Source organism: Bacillus sp. FSL K6-2839 (assembly GCF_038003365.1).
Lineage (GTDB): Bacteria > Bacillota > Bacilli > Bacillales > Bacillaceae > Bacillus.
Genome location: NZ_JBBOOZ010000001.1, coordinates 2701538 through 2719669 on the forward strand (window position 1 = coordinate 2701538; position 18132 = coordinate 2719669).

The 18132-nt window shown below is 40.1% G+C and carries 21 protein-coding genes and 1 other RNA gene; 5 read left to right on the top strand and 17 right to left on the bottom strand.

Features of this window, described 5'->3' with window-relative positions:
* Window positions 1-3: 3 nt before the first annotated feature.
* The 12 genes from copZ to MHH26_RS14000 form a co-directional block, all read right to left on the bottom strand.
* A complete protein-coding gene (gene copZ, locus MHH26_RS13945) occupies window positions 4-210 on the bottom strand; it encodes a copper chaperone CopZ (protein WP_095285778.1) in 207 nt (68 codons plus the stop codon).
* Between the two features lie 84 nt (window positions 211-294).
* The gene (locus MHH26_RS13950; RefSeq protein WP_034659999.1) at window positions 295-600 is read right to left on the bottom strand and encodes a metal-sensing transcriptional repressor; all 306 of its coding nucleotides are present in this window, start codon (window positions 598-600) and stop codon (window positions 295-297) included.
* A gap of 101 nt (window positions 601-701) precedes the next feature.
* Entirely contained in the window at window positions 702-1157 is a 456-nt protein-coding gene (locus MHH26_RS13955; protein WP_034660001.1) for a DUF6376 family protein, read from the bottom strand.
* A 254-nt stretch (window positions 1158-1411) separates the two neighbouring features.
* Window positions 1412-3022, bottom strand: coding sequence for a histidine kinase N-terminal 7TM domain-containing diguanylate cyclase (locus tag MHH26_RS13960; protein ID WP_340973749.1), 1611 nt, complete (start codon window positions 3020-3022; stop codon window positions 1412-1414).
* Between the two features lie 1050 nt (window positions 3023-4072).
* On the bottom strand, window positions 4073-4993 hold the full coding sequence (locus tag MHH26_RS13965; RefSeq protein ID WP_340973751.1) for a terpene synthase family protein: 921 nt from the start codon (window positions 4991-4993) through the stop codon (window positions 4073-4075).
* Between the two features lie 785 nt (window positions 4994-5778).
* Window positions 5779-6141, bottom strand: a transfer-messenger RNA (tmRNA) gene (ssrA, locus tag MHH26_RS13970).
* Between the two features lie 176 nt (window positions 6142-6317).
* On the bottom strand, window positions 6318-6788 hold the full coding sequence (gene smpB, locus MHH26_RS13975; protein ID WP_060597311.1) for an SsrA-binding protein SmpB: 471 nt from the start codon (window positions 6786-6788) through the stop codon (window positions 6318-6320).
* A gap of 139 nt (window positions 6789-6927) precedes the next feature.
* Window positions 6928-9270, bottom strand: a complete 2343-nt coding sequence (rnr, locus tag MHH26_RS13980) for a ribonuclease R (protein WP_334750459.1) — start codon at window positions 9268-9270, stop codon at window positions 6928-6930.
* A gap of 19 nt (window positions 9271-9289) precedes the next feature.
* A complete protein-coding gene (locus MHH26_RS13985; RefSeq protein ID WP_334750460.1) occupies window positions 9290-10036 on the bottom strand; it encodes an alpha/beta hydrolase in 747 nt (248 codons plus the stop codon).
* Window positions 10037-10160: 124 nt separating this feature from the next.
* A complete protein-coding gene (secG, locus tag MHH26_RS13990; protein WP_003212746.1) occupies window positions 10161-10394 on the bottom strand; it encodes a preprotein translocase subunit SecG in 234 nt (77 codons plus the stop codon).
* A 186-nt stretch (window positions 10395-10580) separates the two neighbouring features.
* Window positions 10581-10871, bottom strand: a complete 291-nt coding sequence (locus MHH26_RS13995; RefSeq protein WP_003213714.1) for an AbrB/MazE/SpoVT family DNA-binding domain-containing protein — start codon at window positions 10869-10871, stop codon at window positions 10581-10583.
* 26 nt (window positions 10872-10897) lie between these two features.
* Complete coding sequence (locus MHH26_RS14000; protein ID WP_024426059.1) at window positions 10898-11131, bottom strand: helix-turn-helix domain-containing protein; 234 nt, start codon at window positions 11129-11131, stop codon at window positions 10898-10900.
* A 152-nt stretch (window positions 11132-11283) separates the two neighbouring features.
* Between MHH26_RS14000 and MHH26_RS14005 the strand changes: the two genes are divergently transcribed.
* The 3 genes from MHH26_RS14005 (at window position 11284) to MHH26_RS14015 (ending at window position 12623) form a co-directional block, all read left to right on the top strand.
* Entirely contained in the window at window positions 11284-11688 is a 405-nt protein-coding gene (locus MHH26_RS14005) for a helix-turn-helix domain-containing protein (RefSeq protein ID WP_034660010.1), read from the top strand.
* Window positions 11689-11818: 130 nt separating this feature from the next.
* Window positions 11819-12220 (top strand): helix-turn-helix domain-containing protein, encoded by a 402-nt coding sequence (locus MHH26_RS14010; RefSeq protein WP_334750461.1) that lies wholly within the window; start codon window positions 11819-11821, stop codon window positions 12218-12220.
* Between the two features lie 82 nt (window positions 12221-12302).
* Window positions 12303-12623 carry a winged helix-turn-helix transcriptional regulator gene (locus MHH26_RS14015; protein ID WP_106072951.1) on the top strand — a complete coding sequence of 107 codons (321 nt, stop codon included), beginning with the start codon at window positions 12303-12305 and terminating at the stop codon, window positions 12621-12623.
* 80 nt (window positions 12624-12703) lie between these two features.
* Here MHH26_RS14015 and MHH26_RS14020 read toward each other — a convergent pair whose 3' ends face one another.
* Genes MHH26_RS14020 through MHH26_RS14035 form a run of 4 tightly spaced genes read right to left on the bottom strand, consistent with a single transcriptional unit; the run spans window position 12704 to window position 16161 of the window.
* Window positions 12704-13393 carry an ABC transporter permease gene (locus MHH26_RS14020; protein WP_340973756.1) on the bottom strand — a complete coding sequence of 230 codons (690 nt, stop codon included), beginning with the start codon at window positions 13391-13393 and terminating at the stop codon, window positions 12704-12706.
* Between the two features lie 21 nt (window positions 13394-13414).
* Window positions 13415-14332, bottom strand: a complete 918-nt coding sequence (locus MHH26_RS14025; RefSeq protein ID WP_340973758.1) for an osmoprotectant ABC transporter substrate-binding protein — start codon at window positions 14330-14332, stop codon at window positions 13415-13417.
* A gap of 13 nt (window positions 14333-14345) precedes the next feature.
* Window positions 14346-14999, bottom strand: coding sequence for an ABC transporter permease (locus MHH26_RS14030; RefSeq protein ID WP_340973761.1), 654 nt, complete (start codon window positions 14997-14999; stop codon window positions 14346-14348).
* A 13-nt stretch (window positions 15000-15012) separates the two neighbouring features.
* Window positions 15013-16161: a betaine/proline/choline family ABC transporter ATP-binding protein gene (locus MHH26_RS14035; RefSeq protein WP_034660016.1), complete on the bottom strand. Its 1149-nt coding sequence runs from the start codon at window positions 16159-16161 to the stop codon at window positions 15013-15015.
* A gap of 269 nt (window positions 16162-16430) precedes the next feature.
* Between MHH26_RS14035 and MHH26_RS14040 the strand changes: the two genes are divergently transcribed.
* Window positions 16431-16967, top strand: a complete 537-nt coding sequence (locus tag MHH26_RS14040) for a GbsR/MarR family transcriptional regulator (protein ID WP_034660700.1) — start codon at window positions 16431-16433, stop codon at window positions 16965-16967.
* A gap of 56 nt (window positions 16968-17023) precedes the next feature.
* On the opposite strand, the gene MHH26_RS14045 is transcribed toward MHH26_RS14040, so the two are convergent.
* The gene (locus tag MHH26_RS14045) at window positions 17024-17656 is read right to left on the bottom strand and encodes a MarC family protein (RefSeq protein WP_106036509.1); all 633 of its coding nucleotides are present in this window, start codon (window positions 17654-17656) and stop codon (window positions 17024-17026) included.
* Between the two features lie 180 nt (window positions 17657-17836).
* On the opposite strand from MHH26_RS14045, the gene MHH26_RS14050 reads away from it, so the two are divergent.
* Window positions 17837-17995, top strand: a complete 159-nt coding sequence (locus tag MHH26_RS14050; protein WP_334750462.1) for a hypothetical protein — start codon at window positions 17837-17839, stop codon at window positions 17993-17995.
* Window positions 17996-18132: the final 137 nt, after the last annotated feature.

Genomic DNA, 18132 nt, shown 5'->3' on the forward strand with positions numbered 1-18132 from the left:
CATTTATACGACATCATATCCCTGTTCTTCAATCACATCAGAGATTCGGTGTAACGTGACTTGATCAGGATGAAATGAAACATCCACCTGTCCCTTGTCTAAATGGACTTTCACCGATTCAACACCTGTTAATTCTCCTACATTTCCTTCGACTGCTTTCACGCAATGTCCACAAGACATGCCCTGCACTTGAAGTGTTGCTTGTTCCACTTCTCATCGCCTCCTTCAATCATTTACTACAACTTACTATACCCTAGTAGGGTATCGATGTAAACATAAATAATTCTTAATGTGCTACGATTTTGCCAGTTTCGTAAAGACGTTCATTAACTCTTCAATGGCTTCATCCCCATTGCCGCTCTTAATGGCATCCGCTACGCAGTGATGTGTATGCTTTTCCATCAATTGAAGACTGACTTTTTTCAAAGCCGCATTGACAGCGGAGATTTGATTGACAACATCTATACAGTAACGATCGTTTTCAATCATTTGCTGAATCCCGCGCACTTGTCCTTCCACTCGTTTCAACCGATTGATCAATTGATCTTTATCCTTCTCGGCTCTAGGCGAAGCCATATGTCTTTCTTCATGTTCTGTCATGTGATCACCTTTTTTCTAATAAGACTTGTTTTTATTTAAATTAAAGCATATCTTCACCGGAAAAGGCAAAGATATGCTGAACACACTCTATAGTGTTTGCCTTAGTTTGTTAATTGTTCAATGTCCTGCAATAGATTGACGGACTGCTGAAGCTGCTTGATCAACCCTTGCTGGTCCTCAAGCATAGCAGCAACGTCGATGTTGTCCGCTTTCAATTGCTGTAAATACGTTTGAATTTCCTCTGACAGCACCTTATTTTTTTCAATGATCTGCACATGCAGGTCTTCTGCTATTTTTGGTGCTGTCAGTTCATTAAATTCTTGAATGTCTGCTTTCAATGATTCAAGCTGCTGGGTTAATTCTGCTTTTTTGGCGGCGTTTTTTACAGCTTCTTCTGCGAGCTGTGGAAAGTCCTCCGTAAATTGCTGAATGTCCGTCACATACTCATTTGCCTCTGTGACATATGTCGTTGTATCACTTACTTGGTCAAGCAAACCGGAGCATCCACTTAATACAAGCGTGCCCGAAAATAACAAAGAGATCACATATTTTTTCAAGATCGATCATCCTTTCATCTGCGGTATTGAAAACATCATTTGTCCCGCTCCCCCATCACACAGATGCAATAAGACCTTAAAAAAGCCAGACCTTTGCCTCATGTGTGATAGGCAAAGGTCTGGCTAACATGTTCATGCCGGAATGGCCGAGAAACAACGTGAGTTTCTGTAATGACGACCAAACCGTAAAAGCTACTCCCCTTTAGGAAACCGTTCAAATGTTATGTTTATCATATCGAATGTCAGGACAACAGTCAATGAGAAGCTGGCGGTAGATCATGCTCTTCATACAGCATATAGTCCGCTCCAGTTGACGCATAAATCCGGTTGCGCCCTTGACGTTTTGACATATACAAGGCTTGGTCCGCTTCAAATAGAAGAGTTTCTAATACATTTGGATCATAAGCTGTATGAGCGATTCCAAAGCTCGCTGTCACTCGCACTTTTTCCTCATCAGTCTCAAAGAAACTCGTCTCAAACGAATGTCTCATTCGCTCCGCAATATGACATGCCTCTTCAAATGAATGATGCGGCAGACAAATAGCAAACTCTTCTCCGCCATATCGTCCGAATAAATCGTCCATCTGTAAATGCTGCTGACAAATGGTGACAACATGACGCAGCGCCTCGTCTCCAATATGATGTCCATGCGTGTCATTGATTTGTTTAAAGAAATCAATATCAAACAGCAAGATCGCCGTATCCTGCGCATCCTCTTCCAAGATCATCTGCGTTCGTTCAATAAAAGAAGAACGATTGAAGATATTCGTCAACCCATCAATATACGCACGACGCTCCAGCTCTTCCTGCAGCAAACGCTGCTCTGTTACATCACTGATCACAATTTGCCTGCCCTCGATCTCTCCTCTTCTATTAAATAACGATGAAGCGGTCAGGTGATAATAGCTGGACTGATCTTTGTCCTTTTTCCACATTAAATCATATTGCGAATGATCCTGCGGAGAACGCAGCCACTGAATGAACGCGGTATCTTTGATGATCCCTGAGAAAATATCGTCAATTTTATAGCCAATGCCCTTTTTATTAGAAAGTGCTGGAATGATCGATGCAGCAGCGGGGTTGTAATCTATGAGTGTCCGGTATCGATCTAAAATGAGAACCCCTTCAGACATATGCTCAAACACACGCTCCATTGCAATGGGAGAGAGCTTAAAGAGCTGGAACGACATAATCGCCCATAAGTAGAGTGCATTGGTTAAAAACATCACCACAGGGACCGGGTCAATATGAAGAGGCGTAACGCCTAATAAATAGATAAAAGATGTCGTGATTGGCAGTAACATTCCCACTAGCAAAATGAGGATCTGCTTTAAATATTCTTTTTTTGTGACACGTAAAAACCAAACCAGCATAAAAATAGCGAGCATCGAACAGCCAAATGTATAGACGCCATGAATGATATACCAATAGCCAATCGTAAAATCAGCCAATAAAAAACCGTCTACTGGATTCATCGTGATGCTACGATAAAAGAGTGAATGAAAAGAGTTGGTGAACACCATAGTGGTGGTGAGAGTTGGAATCAGTAAGATGAGAAGCACGCGGCGCTTTGTGAAATATTGATGGAATCCCGTAAATTGCAGCACAATCATCAGACTGAATGGTGCGATGAACGGAAGACCTATGTATTGAAAACAAACCCAGAACATGATCTGTCCAGGTGTACTTGCCAATAATTCAAACGTGTGCCCAAAGATATAAATCGCAGTTGCTCCAGACATGTACATAAACAATTGACAGCCAGTATACCGGCGGCGGTTCGCATGAGCAATGATTGATAATATCACGGACAGAATGCCAGAAACACTCATGATCACAATAAAATGTAAAACAATCGAATCCATGTAAACGCCCCAATTTCAGTTATTTAGAACTAGTCTAATCTTACTATATATGAGGAAGTCGCAAATGGGAAGGTGTGAATTTGATTTGGTTGGAGGTTTTTTGTAAAGTTTCGGTCGTTATCTGTTCGTGATCCCTTATATTTTCACTACTTTTTGCTTAATTTGAGGGAGAAGTATGTTGCGGTAGGTGAAATATCTGTACAATGTGGAAATCGGGGATCAATGACGAAGAGGCTTACAAAGTATATGACTTTTTTGATTATTATGGCGGGGCTATTTATGCTGATTCTCTTAGAGAAGCCATTTGAGAAGAGAAGTTCTGGGTTGATATTTTTGGTGAGTTATTTACTACTGATTGCAGTTTATGTGATTCAAACAACGTTTGTGGAACTCTTATCTAATCAGCTCTTACTCATCATTGCTATTATAGTTGTTTGTCCTTTGTTAATTCGATTTTTACAGTTGTTTCGGGGAAAATCTCGTCAGTCTTATTTTCTTCTTAATTCCATCCATTTTATAATAGAGAAATTTCTCGTTAAAGCAAGGTGTTGTTCTCATATTCCACTCTAGAAATCCTTCTCAACACAAAGCCGATTTTGTATTGCTAGATTATTCCGATTAATGGCTTGAAGAATAATTTCATTGAAAATGTCCTGGAAAATCGTTGTATCTTTAAATCGAGTAAGGCGATGCCAAATGATAAGGAACGGGGTCATTGATGCTCAAACCTAAAAACATCAATATTCTATGCTATGCCAATTGATCTAGTGGTAGAGGCCACGTTCTTTTAAACCGATTCACCCCAACTTAAAGAAATGCAAACAACATCAATAAATATCCACGACCCTGTTCCTTATCATGAAGCAATGGATCTAAAACGTTTTGATATATTAGTCGTACAAAACCTCCCTCATATTAAACATAATATAACCTCTTTTTATAAAGCGGAGCCACATATATAATGAGGGGTAATAGTCATCATAAATATACAGTATATATTTTTATTTAATAGCACTATAAGGGTAGCAATTATCATTTAAGAATAATAAATTAGAACCTTTTAGTCTTCATACTCCATTCATAATGTCCTCGAACACCATTCTCCAACCTAGATATGAATTTAATCATACCACTATCAAAAGGCTCATTACTGATAAAGACTTTATTTTTAAGTTCAATGAATGTATTAATTTCTATGTTTAACATTTCCTTTGCTCTATCTAAAGCTGTCTCTATTGAACAATTTTCTTGTTTTTGCAGAATGATAACCAAATTATGAATTTCATCATTCTCAAATTCTTTTTTAAAAGATAATAAATCATTTGTCCAATTTACTATTTTATTGATAGAGTTAATTAAATTTCTCAGTAAAATACTACGACTAGAAGCAGGAATAAAACTTCTACCTCCTCTTTCTATTAGATCAAAACAGACAAAAACACTCCCACTATGCATCCTATGATTGACGTACTCTTCAAGAGTTGGTATGTACTTTTCTTTTTCATTTTTAATTTCCCATTTAATAGAATTAAAACAATTTTGAATACTTTGAATAATTCTTTTTTTCCATTCATCAGGCATTCCTATACTAAGACGTTTCCACCAATCATGCCACGCATATAAAAAAGTATCATCATCATAAAATGCTCTTTCATTAAGAATTTCAATTATCTTTTTAGAATATATATCATATAACTTTTGATTGTTCAAATTGTCGCTATAATCATCCAATATACAAAACAATAAAAGATAATCAGAAGACAATCTTACACTGTCGTAAGAGTCATAAGGTTGAGAACGTCCTGCCAAGTATGAAATTTTCTGTCTTTCATATCTTTTTAAGTTTGAATCATTCATTAAATTATTCATTTTAGCCCAATTAACTGTGTCTTCATGTACTCGTTGAACAAAAGGATGAATAGAACCTTCGAAACATTCTTCTATTTTGGGTATTTTTTTTACTTCTAACATTTTCTAGACCTCCCAAAAATTATTTTCTTTTTTATGTTATTTACCCTATTTAATTTTTTCTGTATACAAAAAGATGAACAGAAAAGTGCTTACCTCAGCAAAGCTATTTAAGCTTAATTCTAATAAGAGTCATAAACAAACATCGTTAAATAACATTTCTATTTAGCAATAAATATACCATATTATAACATGATTAAAAATACTCAATGTTTTAGTGAAAAATCACCCTATCAAGAAAGCTTTAAGACAGCTTCATCATACTATTCCATAAGATTGAGCAACCAACATCAAGCCCTGAGCAAATTGAGGAATTTGAAGACACCATTGCCACTGCTAAGTGATGATTTATCGCTAATGTTTGAGGTCTTTGATAAGGGTGTTGTTTAGCGAGGTAATTAACAAAGGATTAAAAGACATAAAAAAAGCGCTCAAAAATAGCGCCTGTTAAAAATGATTATAAAGTTTTGGAACGTTTTACGATAGTATCTCTACCAGTTCTATCGACAGATGTTATGCAAAATGTTTAAAAGAACCGAATGTCAGAAAGATTTCACGAATTCAGACATTCTCATGCCTCATATTTAATAAATGAAAATTGCAATCCTTTAGCACTGGCCAATCGTTTAGGCACTCAGATGTTGCAGAAACACTCAACTCTATGAGCATCTTTAACCGTCTAAACTGAAGGTTCATGGAAGAAGAAGATTTCTAAAATGATGCCAGAATGTTGCCAGTCCCGTATCAAGGATTGTCAAACCCTTGATACGACTGCATTCTAAAAGTTTTGATGGAGACGGTGGGAGTCGAACCCACGTCCAGAGACATCGATTACTTAAGCGTCTACGAGCGTAGTCAACATATTTCGTGTTCACTCATCCGCATGCCTGCTGACGGGCGCTTGGAGAGCTAGTCTGATGGATCTCTTCTTACGTCCTCAGACGGAAACGTAAGCGTAGCCTACTTCATTGGGCTCCTCACAGACACATAGGCGATGTCAGGAAGAGCTCGCTGCACTTATTAGGCAGCTAGTGCTAAGTTTTGGTTAAAACTTTTAGTTTTGCCAGTTACATTTAAGTGCGTGTTAACGAGATCGCCTCTCGGCTCGCAGCCTAAGCTCGAACCATCCCTGTCGAATCCGTAACGTCCCCTTGTAAAAGGGATATACGGGATGGAAACGTTCAGCTTAACTGCTTCCGTATATAACTATTATAACAATCTCTTCGCTTGAAACAACTGGTGGTTTCTGTAAGAAAAGCAATGATTGTTTACTGCATAACATATTGTAGCATAATGCTTCCGCTCTCAGCAAGACATCTGCATGAATCTAGAATTGCTTTTGGCGATCACGGAAAGCACGCTCGATTTCACGTTTTGCATCTTTTTTCTTCAGATCGTCACGTTTATCATATTTCTTTTTCCCTTTACCAATTCCGATCAGCACTTTGGCAAAGCCATTTTTTAAATAGAGTTTCAGAGGCACGAGTGAGTAGCCTTCTTCCTTTGTCGCACCAATCAATTTACTGATTTGCTTGCGATGAAGCAGCAGCTTTCTCGTTCTCAGCGGATCATGGTTATAACGGTTCCCCTGCTCGTATGGGCTTACGTGCATGTTGTGAAGAAACACTTCTCCTCGCTCGATTTTGGCAAAGGAATCTTTTAAATTCACTTTTCCTGCACGAATCGATTTGATTTCAGTTCCTTGTAACACAAGGCCGGCTTCATACGTTTCTTCTATAAAATAGTCATGATTTGCTTTTTTGTTTTGGGAAACAACCTTTCCCTCTCCCTTTGGCATTGGCGTACACCCTCCTTTTGACACAAACGCGGTCCAAATCGTACGGATTATTTTATCAAACAATCCAGCTTTCGACAATGCTGACGCCATGTGGTCAAAAAGCAAATAGAGCGTGATACCCTATTTGCTTTTTGGCACGTTACTTTTTCTTTTTTCGCTTTTGTTTTGGAGCGTTATCAAATACGCGTTTTTTCTTTTTCTTCTTCTTATGGCCTGTGAACCAGTCACTTCCGCCTTTATCCTCTTTGGCTTTATCCCCAGAGGCATTTTGACCTCCACGCCCTTTTTTCGCTGGTGAATCTGTCCGTTTTTTGAACTTAAAATCTTTTGGCGATTTACGGCGGGTGCCTTTCATGCCGACGATTTCAAAATCAATGGAGTGCTCATCTTTATTAACACTAACCACTTTGACAGTGATTTCGTCACCGATACGGTAGACATTCCCTGTGCGTTCACCGATCATGGCAAAGTGCTGTTCATCAAAGCGATAGTAGTCGTCTGTCATGTAGCTGACATGGACAAGACCTTCAATTGTATTCGGCAGTTCAACAAATAGTCCGAAGTTCGTCACGGAACTAATCATGCCATCAAACTCTTCACCGATTTTATCAAGCATAAATTCTGCCTTCTTGAGGTCATCTGTTTCACGCTCTGCATCGACTGAACGGCGCTCCATAGTAGACGCATGATCTGCGATTTCAGGCAGCAGCTGACCCCACTTTTCTAGGGTTGCTTCGTCTGTTTTTTTCTGAATCAAATAGGTTCTGATCAGTCTATGCACGATTAAATCCGGATAACGGCGGATCGGTGATGTGAAGTGAGTATAGAATTCCGTTGATAATCCAAAATGGCCGATGCTTTCTGGATCATATTTCGCCTGTTTCATCGAACGAAGCATCACGGTTTGTATCACAACTTCTTCTGGTTGATCCCTCACAGCATCAAGTACACTTTGAAGGGCACGCGGGTGGATGTTTGTCGACGTTCCTTTCACAATGTAACCAAACGTTGTCACGAACTCTAAAAAGCGCTGAAGCTTCTCAGGATTTGGTTCTTCGTGAATTCGATATATGAAAGGTACATTCAACCAGTGGAAATGCTCTGCAACCGTTTCGTTTGCAACAAGCATGAATTCTTCAATTAATTTCTCTGCGACAGATCGCTCACGAACGACAACGTCTTTCGCCGCTCCTTCATCATCTACAAGCACTTTTGCTTCCTTGAAGTCAAAGTCTACTGCCCCGCGCTCCATCCGTTTGTCGCGAAGAATCTCTGCAAGCTTCTCCATCTCTTGGAACATTGGCACAAGCGGCTCATATTTGTCTAAAAGCTCTTCGTCTTGGTCGACTAAAATCTTATTCACATCAGAATAGGTCATTCTTTCCGTCGTTTTGATCACACTTTGGAAAATCTCATGTTTGACGACCTTCCCATTTCGATCGATGACCATTTCACAAGACAGGGTGAGACGATCGACCTTCGGATTCAATGAGCAAATACCGTTTGACAGGCGGTGCGGGATCATCGGAATGACGCGGTCTACGAGATACACACTCGTTCCACGCTCATAAGCTTCCTGATCAATCGGGGAGTTCTCTGTGACATAATGAGAGACATCTGCAATATGCACCCCTAGCTTATATTTGCCATCATCCAGCTTTTGCACCGTAACGGCATCATCTAAGTCCTTCGCATCTGCTCCGTCAATTGTTACAATCGTTTCGTTGCGCAAGTCACGTCTGCCTTCCAGGTCTTTTTCATCAATCGTTTCAGGTGTGTCTACTGCCTGCTGAAGCGCTTCTTCTGGGAACTCACCTGGCAGGCCGTGTTTATGAATGATCGATAAAATATCAATGCCAGGGTCATTTTTATGACCGAGGATTTCAGTCACTTCGCCCTCTGCACTCATTCTTCCTTCTGGGTAGCTTGTCAGCGTCACGACCACTTTATGCCCTTCGACCGCTCCATTTTTAGCGGATTTCGGGATGAAGATATCGGTTGTGATTTTTTTATCATCAGGAATGACAAAGCCAAAGCTTTTCGTTTCTGTGTAGGTACCGACAACCGTCTGAGTATTACGCTCCAGAATTCGGATGACAGTTCCTTCTTTTTTTGTGCCGTTTGATTTGTGGCTGACACGAACCATGACCGTATCACCATTCATCGCTGTGCCTAGCTCATTAGGCGGAATGAAAATATCATCCTGTCCAAACTCTTCTGGTGTCACAAATGCAAAACCTTTTGCATGAGCAGACAGTTTTCCTTTTACCAAGTTCATTTTTTCTGGTACACCGTAGCGATCGCTGCGCGTGCGAACGATGAGTCCTTGATCTTCCAGCATCACAAGTGCTTTGACGAGCTCTTTATAATCATCAGGATTGGTAATCTCCATCATCACTTCCAGCTCTTGAACGGTTAACGGTTTATAAGCTTCATCTTTCATAAAAGCGAGTAATTCATCCATAAATTCTTCTTTTTGCACACTCTAACCCCCTATATATTTAAATTGACCAATTAAGTGATTCTAAGAATGCATATACATCCTGATGAACCTTCTCGCGCTCTTTATCAAGCGTGATCACATGGCCTGATTCTTCATACCATTTCAAATGCTTTTGATCTGTCTCTACTTCGTTATAAATGATATTCGCACTGTCTGTATTAATCATATGATCATGACGTGCCTGAACAACAAAAGTAGGTGAATAAATCATGTCGACATTGTTTCTGACATCTGCAATCAGTTCTTGCAGGCTCCTCAGTGTACCCATTGGCGTTTTCTTGAACTCTTCCATTTCCTGTTCAATCTGCTCCTCTGACTTACCCTCGAATTTCTTATAGTTACGGGCATATTCTAGTACACCCTGGTACATGACTTCTTCACTTTTTATGTACATAGGTGCACACATAGGTACAATTCCCTTTACAGGTACAGTGTAACCTAATTTCAATGAAAAAACTCCTCCAAGGGATAGTCCGCAAACCGCAATTTCCTCATAGCCTTCATCTTTTAAGAATTGATAGCCTTCTTCTACATCTTTCCACCAGTCAGCCGGGCCAGATTGGACAAGCTCTTCTGGCGGCACACCGTGTCCTTTATATTGAGGTGCATGGCATGTATACCCTCTTTCGTTCAAATAACGGCCTAGCATTCGAACATCGGCTGTATTCCCAGTAAAACCGTGAAGAAGAAGCACCGCCTTTTCTTCACCTTTAAACGTAAATGGTTTTGGTGTAACAACTTTCATGATGTGACTTCCTTTCCTTCCGATATGGTTTATATTTTCCACTTGTATGTATGAAACAAACACAAAAGAGTGCTGATAATAAAAAAAGGTCTGAAAAAAGATCAGACCTTCTGTTACTCGCGCCTTACACGCCTAGATATGCCAATGCAAGTGTTAAGATGAAGAAAAGCACTGACAAAATAACCGTTAATCGGTGAAGTATCAAGTCAAGGCCTCTCGCTTTTTGCTTACCGAAAAGCTGCTCGGCTCCACCTGAAATAGCGCCTGACAGTCCAGCACTTTTACTTGATTGTAACAATACAACGATGATAAGTGCGATACTGACAATTACGAGTAATGTGATAACAAATGCGTGCATGAAAACACCTCCAGACAAACTGGTACACATAACTTTATTTTACATGAAAACAAGGTGCATGTCACGAAACATCAAAATAAAGATTCCCTCTATATTGTCGACTTTATTCGTTATTTTGATTCAATTTCATTCCAAAGAGTAGTATGCAGCATTTTTTATATGCAATTTTCGGTTAAAAATACGTTTTTAACGGGTTGCTTCTTCTTTCAATAGCTGTTTTAATTCTACTAACAAACGTTCAGCTCCTTCAGGACTCAGCATCACTTTCCCATTTCCATAGCTTTTGTTGTACTTCGTCACTTGTCCAGTTAACAGGCAGCTCTTATCTGCATCATATTTTTTTAGCATAATGGTTTGATCTTCAATGAAAATTTCTAAGAGCTGCTCTTCTTTAATATTGAGTACCTTGCGCATTTCTGAAGGCAGAACAATTCTGCCTAGTGAATCAATATGTCTGACCATCCCAGTTCTTTTCAACGACATTGCCTCCTTGATCATTTCATTCATTGACTTTTGTCAATATCTTCATAGTAAAATAGATCTTCAAATTTTTTATCAAAGTAATGAATCATTTTGCCAATGACAAGCTGGCCTGGTTTCCGATGACCATTTAATACCCTGCTGAGTGTGGCAGGAGAAATGCCAATTTCATCAGCGAGCTGATTTAAAGACATATCGTTTTCGATCATATACTGCATGACAAAAGCCCGCCTGATCTGAATCTTTTCGACCATCATTACAACCTCCTATTGAATCAATATGTACAACGTGCAGGTGCTCACTTGAAACAGACCATTAACTTAAGTCAACACTTTTACCCCTCTGCTATTTCCTTTGGTCAATGATCATACTAAAATAAGTCATATACTGAAATGTGAGGTTCGATGTCATGAATCACTTTGGTGAACAATTACGCATTTTAAGAGAAAATAGAAAAATGTCTGTCAATCAACTCGCCATGTATTCAGGTGTAAGCGCTGCTGGTATTTCTCGTATTGAAAATGGAAAGCGCGGTGTGCCAAAACCTTTGACTATCAAAAAATTAGCACATGCCTTGAAGGTGCCTTATGAGGATTTAATGCTGCTTGCCGGTCATATTGAACAGGAGCAAGTTCATGAAATGAAACCAAAATATGAATCCATGTTGAAAATCTATCAAACGGCGCTTCAAAAGGATGTAGAACATCTTCCCATTTTTGATGGGGACAAATGGGAAAGGCTCTCCGCACAAGACATCAGCCAGCTGAATGAATACTTTCTCACGCTCATCAACCAAAAAAAGGCGAACAAATAGCGGGGCATAAACCTAATGTACATCCACTATTAACTAATGTCAATATTTTCATGGTATACTTGTTGCCAATAGTCAACAAATCAGGTAAAATAGACATATCTAATCTATAACCATGTGAGGTTTTGCCTTGATGAACTTTGGTGCATATTTAAGAGCATTACGTGAGGAAAAGAAGCTGTCAGTGAACCAATTAGCGATGTATTCAGAGGTCAGCGCTGCTGGTATTTCTCGTATTGAAAACGGGAAACGCGGTATTCCAAAGCCTCCTACGATTAAAAAACTAGCCGGTGCATTAAAGGTCCCTTATGAGGAAATGATGCAGGCTGCGGGCTATATTGAGGAAGCCTCTTCTGTCCATCAGTTGAAGGAAGAGGAAATGGCATTATCCAAAATAAAGGAAGCTGCAGCGCAATATGAACTTGGTGCTCTCGAAATATTTGATGGAGACATTTGGTCAACTCTTTCGAAAAAAGAAATAGAGGATCTTAACCGCTATCTGTTATTTATGTTAAACAGCCGTTCGTCATCATAGATTGTTTTGAGCATTGACAAGCTTTTTGAGCTGATTTATGACAGATTTACGGTATAATGGGTTCAGATTGGAGTGAAGAAAGATGAATCAATCTGACATGTGCCCGCGGTTTGAAAAAGCAGTTGAGTTATTGAGTAAACGCTGGGTCGCACTGATTGTTTTTCAGCTTCTCTCAGGTCCGCAGCGCTTTAGTGAAATTGAGGCCGCTCTGACAAATTTAAGCGGAAGAGTATTATCTGAGAGATTAAAAGAGCTGGAAGTAGCAGGCATTGTAAAACGGGAGGTTTTTGCTGAAACACCCGTGCGCATTGAGTATTCTTTAACTGATATGGGGCGTTCCCTTGCACCCGTTTTTGAGGAAATTTCGAAGTGGTCCTCTGAATGGATCACGCTTGAATCATAGAATACCTGCATGTGAACCGCCTGATCATCATAAAACAACCTCCCTTACAGATGTAAGGGAGGTTTTGTCTTTTTAACCGCTTAAGCAGATGTGATGTTTTTTGCAGCTAATGTTTTTCTTTCTTTTTTCTTGTTAGTTGGGCTTAAATAGCGTTCGAGCCAGCCCATGACTAGGTCAGCGATAATGGCCATGAGCGCAGTTGGAATAGCACCTGCTAAAATGATGGCTGTTCCGTTTGTGGCGTTTGATCCTCTAATGATGATATCACCTAGACCTCCCGCACCAACAAATGTCCCAATCGCTGTAATGCCGATGGCGATGACAAGGGCGGTTCTTAAACCAGCCATAATGACCGATAAAGCAAGCGGCAATTCAACCATTCTCAGCACTTGCCATTTCGTCATGCCCATCGCTTTACCCGATTCTAAATAAGCATGTTCAATGCTGACAATCCCTGTATACGTGTTGCGGATGATCGGCAGAAGCGAATACAGAAAGAGTGATAAGATGACTGTATTTGCGCCAAGTCCTAATACAAGCATCAGCACGGAAAGCATCGCTAACGCCGGTATGGTTTGTATAACATTGGTAATGGCGAAGATCCAATTGCTCAGCTTACGGTAATGCGCCACAAAGATGCCTACTGGAATTCCGACAATCGCCGCAAACAGCACCCCATACGCTGACATGAGAAAATGCCGATAAAATTCTTCTAACACATATGAACCGTTCTGCTGATAATACGTCCATAATTGCTGCAGTGTGTCCATCAGCCGTGACACCTCCCCATCTTACTCAAAGTAATTGTGCTTTTTTAGGAATTTTTTCGCAACGGTGGCTGGTTCTTGAAGCTCCCCGTCGACTTGATAGTTCAGCTCTTGCATTTGCTCTGTATCGATTTTTCCGATCAGCCTGTTGATCACCTTATCAAGCTCTGGGTTCTCTTTTAGGACTTTTTCCGGGACAACTGGCGATGCATCATATGGCGGGAAAAACCGCTTATCATCTTTTAAAATTTTGAGGTCATAGGCTTTGATTCGTCCATCTGTTGAATAGGCAAGCACAATATCCATTTTTTCATTTTTTAATGCATCATAGACTAAACCAATCTGCATTGGATACGTGCTTCCAAATTCAATTCCGTATGTTTTCACGAATCCTTCATAACCGTCGCCTTTCTTTTTGAGCCAAATATTATCGACACCGAAACGGTAATTTTTCGCATTCTTTTTCAAGTCAGAGACGGTTTCTAACTTGTTTTCCTTCGCCATCTTTTGCGTCACGGCAAAGGCATACGTATTATCAAAGCCATAGGAATCAAACCATTTGTAATCATAGCGTTTCTTAAAATCTTTTTGGACGATCTCCATCGCACGCTCCGGGTCTTTTTCCGCATCCATTCCAAGCGTACTCGTCAAATCTGTCCCTGTATATCTTGTGGCAGAAATGTCGATATCTCCGTTTTCCATTGCTTTCTGTTGTACGGTATTAGAGCCTAGGTTTTTCACAATGGTTGTCTTTTTATCTGTGTAATGTTCGATGATATCGCTAACCATGTAGGCCATAATTTCTGATTCGGTAAAGTTTTGTGCTCCAATTCGCAGCGTATTGCCTGAGGAGCCGGCTAGTCCAGGAAGTGAACAGCCGCTTATCAATAGCAAGCATCCGGCAAGCAGTGCACTGATCCATTTTGTTTTTCGATTCTTCACATAAGCCAACTCCTTATGAAACTTCCTTCAATCCTTTTAAGCCTTCTGGTGTTACTTTTTTCTCCAGCTTCATCAATGAAAAGTCGATGATGACCGCTAAAATGGTGACTGGGATGGCACCTGCAATAATGTATTGCGGCTGGTATAGCTGAAGTCCAATCAAAATGTAGTCACCAAGACCTCCTCCACCGATAAAAGCAGCAAGTGTTGTCCAGCCAATTAAATAAATCGTTGACGTTCGGACACCTGCCATAATGATCGGTACAGCAAGCGGAAGTTCCACAAGACGAATTTGTTCCCACGTGGTCATGCCGATCCCTTTACCGGATTCAAGCAAGTTTTTGTTCACACCTTGGACGCCCGCATACGTATTTCTCAAAATAGGCAATACCGAATAGAAAAAGAGAGCAACGATTGCAGGTATTTTCCCCACCCCCAAAATAGGAATAAAAAATGCAAGAATCGCTAAACTAGGGAGTGTTTGAAAGATATTCACGACACCGATGACAAAACCTGCGCCTCGTTTCATTCGTGTGAGAACGACGCCTAAAGGAACGGCAACGATAATTCCTAGCACGACGGCAATTAAGGAAATATATAAATGCTCCCACATTTTTGTGAGAAGTTCCCCACTATTTTTCTCTAGAAAATCGATGATTTGATCCATTTGTCCACCTCCCTTAGTTCATTTCAATGGCAGACGCCGGCGTATCGTCTCCCCAAATAGAGTCGTACACAACATCTACAAGACTTGCCCGTGTTACAATGCCTTTTAAATGCCCTTTGGCATCCACAACCGGTACATATTTAATACCGCGTATTAAGATTTTCCGAACGGTGTCTCTTAGAAGTGCGCCTTCTTGTACAGTATAGAACTCTGTATTTAAGATCTCACCAACGAAAGCCGCTTTTCTGCGGTTCGCATCGATTGTTTCAATATCGATATAGCCTTTTAGCACATGATGTTCATCTACTACAAGCAAAGAATCGACACGCTTTTCTCTCATGATGTAGATGGCATCAGTCAACGTTTGTTCGACTGTAATGGTGACTGGTGACGTGTTCATCATTTGTTCTACACGTTCCATATTCGGATTTGATTGAAGCAGGCGCTCTTTTCCGATGAATTCTTCTACGAACTCGTTGGCTGGGTTACGCAAAATATCTTCAGGTGTGCCTACTTGGACAATCTCTCCATCTTTTAAAATCACAATTCGGTCAGCGAGTTTAATGGCTTCATCCATGTCATGTGTGACGAATACGATGGTTTTATTTAACGTTTTTTGCAGTTTCTTAAATTCTTCCTGCAATGTATCTCGTGTAATTGGATCAAGTGCACCAAATGGTTCATCCATGAGGATCAGAGGGGGTTCTGCTGCCAGTGCGCGAAGAACTCCGATGCGCTGCTGCTGTCCTCCACTGAGTTCATGAGGATAGCGCTCTAAAAATTCCGGGCCCATGTCGACGAGCTTCAGCAGTTCGCGAGCTCGTTCTTTCCGTTTTTCTTCCGGCCATTTTAAGAGCTTCGGCACAAGTGAGATGTTTTGCGCGATGGTCATATGGGGGAACAGTCCAATTTGCTGAATCACATAACCGATTTCTCTTCTTAATTGAACTGGATCTTTTTTCATAATATTTTCTCCCTCGATGAAAATGTTTCCTGAGGAAGGTTCAATGAGTCGGTTGATCATCTTCATGGTTGTTGTCTTACCACAGCCACTCGGTCCAATAAAACAAATAAATTCTCCTTTTGCTATTTCTAAATCAATATTTTTGACAGCTTTTTTTCCGCCTTTATACGTCTTAGATACATTCTCTAGTTTCAGCAAATGAGACACCTCCAATTAGTTGGATCTATATATTCAGAAAATTTACACCTTATTAATTATAGTGCAAACTTTATAAAATAAAAAGTTTATGATGTGTTTGTATTGCATAAGATTTATATAAAATTTTCAGTTAACGCTGTAATATCTAGAGATCTCTCCTTTTTCCTTCAAATTACTAGCAATTACTCAATATTTATTGTTTTCATCAACAAACAGGTATATGATATATTGTGTTACAAATTGTCAGTCGTGAAGGGATGAAGCGGGGAGTGGACAAGCAAGCGTTAGGCGCCATTCAAAAAGCACAGGATCATTATATTGAAAAAGCTGCGGAGAACATGAATGCCTTTGGTCTTTCTTCTACAGTGGGTAGAGTGCTTGGTATCATTCACATGAACCGTAAACCAATGACGCTGGAAGAGCTATCAGAGGCGACCGGCATGAGCAAAACGAGGATGAGTCAAGTCGTTCGAGAAATGCTCGATTTGAATATTGCGGAAAAGGTTTATGAAAAAGGAATACGTAAAGATCTTTATGAAGTTGAGCAAGATCAATACCAAACGTTTATTTCATTGTTTGCAGCCAATTGGTCCCGAGTTGTCAGCAAAAACCGTAAAGCACATAAGAAAACGTGCAAGGAATTGCAAGAGCTGCTTGAACAGGACGACTTACCTGAAGAAACAGAGGATAAAATCAATCTGCTTCTTTCAGAAATCAAGGAAAGTCTTGATTACTATGATTGGATTAGCCGCTTAATTGAATTCTTTGAAAGTGAAGAAGTATTTAAGCATGTGCCGAAACCTTAAAAAAAGCTGTTTTATTTTACATCATTGTAGAAAAAAAACAGCTTTTTTATATACACTTATGACATAAACATCGGAAACATCCCTTTTAAGCCTGCGCCGATCATCTCAACTGCCACTACAGCAAGAATTAATCCCATCAAACGCGTCACAACATTCATCTCTGTTTTCCCCATTTTCCGCATAATGAAACTGGAATAATGAAAGGCATAATACGTCATGGCAAGAACAATGATAATGCCGATTAGAATCGAAAACATGTGGAGCATCCCTTGACTTCCTGGGGTTAAACTCATTACTGTAGCGATTGTACCGGGCCCAGCGATGATCGGGATTGCCAGCGGCGTAACGGAGATATCTGCCTTCTCTTTGCTTTCTGCCTTTTCCTCCGAATGAGGATTTTGGACGTGTGATTCTTTTGCATTCAGCAAATTGTAAGCGATACCAAAAATAAAAATACCTCCGGCGATGCGGAGTGCATGAATATCGATCCCAAACAATTTGAATATGAGCCTGCCTGCCAATAGAAAGGCAATCAAAATAATGAAAGAGACCACGATGGCTTTTTTGGCTGTCTGAGCGCGTTCTTTCTCTGTATAGCCTTCTGTTAAGGTGATGAAAAGAGGCACGTTTCCAATGGGGTTTGATACAGCAAATAATGAGACCACAACATGAATCATAAAGGCAATCAACAGACACCCTCCTTTTCTCATAGTGTCTGCCAATCTGATGTGAATATTCCCTTTGATGTTAAAACCTGTTTATCTTTAACCGATGGTAATAGAGGTTTAAAGAAAGGGGTTCACACTTGAAAAAACCATTACGATCATTCTTCTGTCTGTTGCGGTGTTAGGCGCAGCTGGCTGGATTGTTTGGCAGCAGCAGAGGAAAAACATCAGCAAGAAAGCAAAACGAACACTAAGCAGCTTTCGAAGTTAACATCAGATCAAACGGATATGAAGCATGAAAACGATGATCAAAAAAAGCAAATAGCCACCGTCACAAAAAAGCTCAAAAAAGAAAGCCTATGAAAAAGAGGTCAAACAGCTTAAAGCGCTTGAGGTGAAAGTCGACCAGCTTCAAAAAGAGCTGGCAGCAACAAAAACTGCTGCTCAAGCGAATAAGCAGACCACACAGGCTACAAGAAAACCAACTGACAAAAAAGACC

What these genes read in the sequence shown, in the direction of transcription:
- MHH26_RS14000 (WP_024426059.1), bottom strand. Translation starts at nt 11,131, where the DNA reads ATGATGGTCGAAAAGATTCAGATCAGGCGGGCTTTTGTCATGCAGTAT.
- MHH26_RS14010 (WP_334750461.1), top strand. Translation starts at nt 11,819, where the DNA reads ATGAACTTTGGTGCATATTTAAGAGCATTACGTGAGGAAAAGAAGCTG.
- secG (WP_003212746.1), bottom strand. Translation starts at nt 10,394, where the DNA reads ATGCACGCATTTGTTATCACATTACTCGTAATTGTCAGTATCGCACTT.
- MHH26_RS14020 (WP_340973756.1), bottom strand. Translation starts at nt 13,393, where the DNA reads ATGGACACACTGCAGCAATTATGGACGTATTATCAGCAGAACGGTTCA.
- MHH26_RS14030 (WP_340973761.1), bottom strand. Translation starts at nt 14,999, where the DNA reads ATGGATCAAATCATCGATTTTCTAGAGAAAAATAGTGGGGAACTTCTC.
- MHH26_RS14005 (WP_034660010.1), top strand. Translation starts at nt 11,284, where the DNA reads ATGAATCACTTTGGTGAACAATTACGCATTTTAAGAGAAAATAGAAAA.
- MHH26_RS14015 (WP_106072951.1), top strand. Translation starts at nt 12,303, where the DNA reads ATGAATCAATCTGACATGTGCCCGCGGTTTGAAAAAGCAGTTGAGTTA.
- smpB (WP_060597311.1), bottom strand. Translation starts at nt 6,788, where the DNA reads ATGCCAAAGGGAGAGGGAAAGGTTGTTTCCCAAAACAAAAAAGCAAAT.
- MHH26_RS13960 (WP_340973749.1), bottom strand. Translation starts at nt 3,022, where the DNA reads ATGGATTCGATTGTTTTACATTTTATTGTGATCATGAGTGTTTCTGGC.
- MHH26_RS13950 (WP_034659999.1), bottom strand. Translation starts at nt 600, where the DNA reads ATGACAGAACATGAAGAAAGACATATGGCTTCGCCTAGAGCCGAGAAG.
- MHH26_RS13985 (WP_334750460.1), bottom strand. Translation starts at nt 10,036, where the DNA reads ATGAAAGTTGTTACACCAAAACCATTTACGTTTAAAGGTGAAGAAAAG.
- MHH26_RS13965 (WP_340973751.1), bottom strand. Translation starts at nt 4,993, where the DNA reads ATGTTAGAAGTAAAAAAAATACCCAAAATAGAAGAATGTTTCGAAGGT.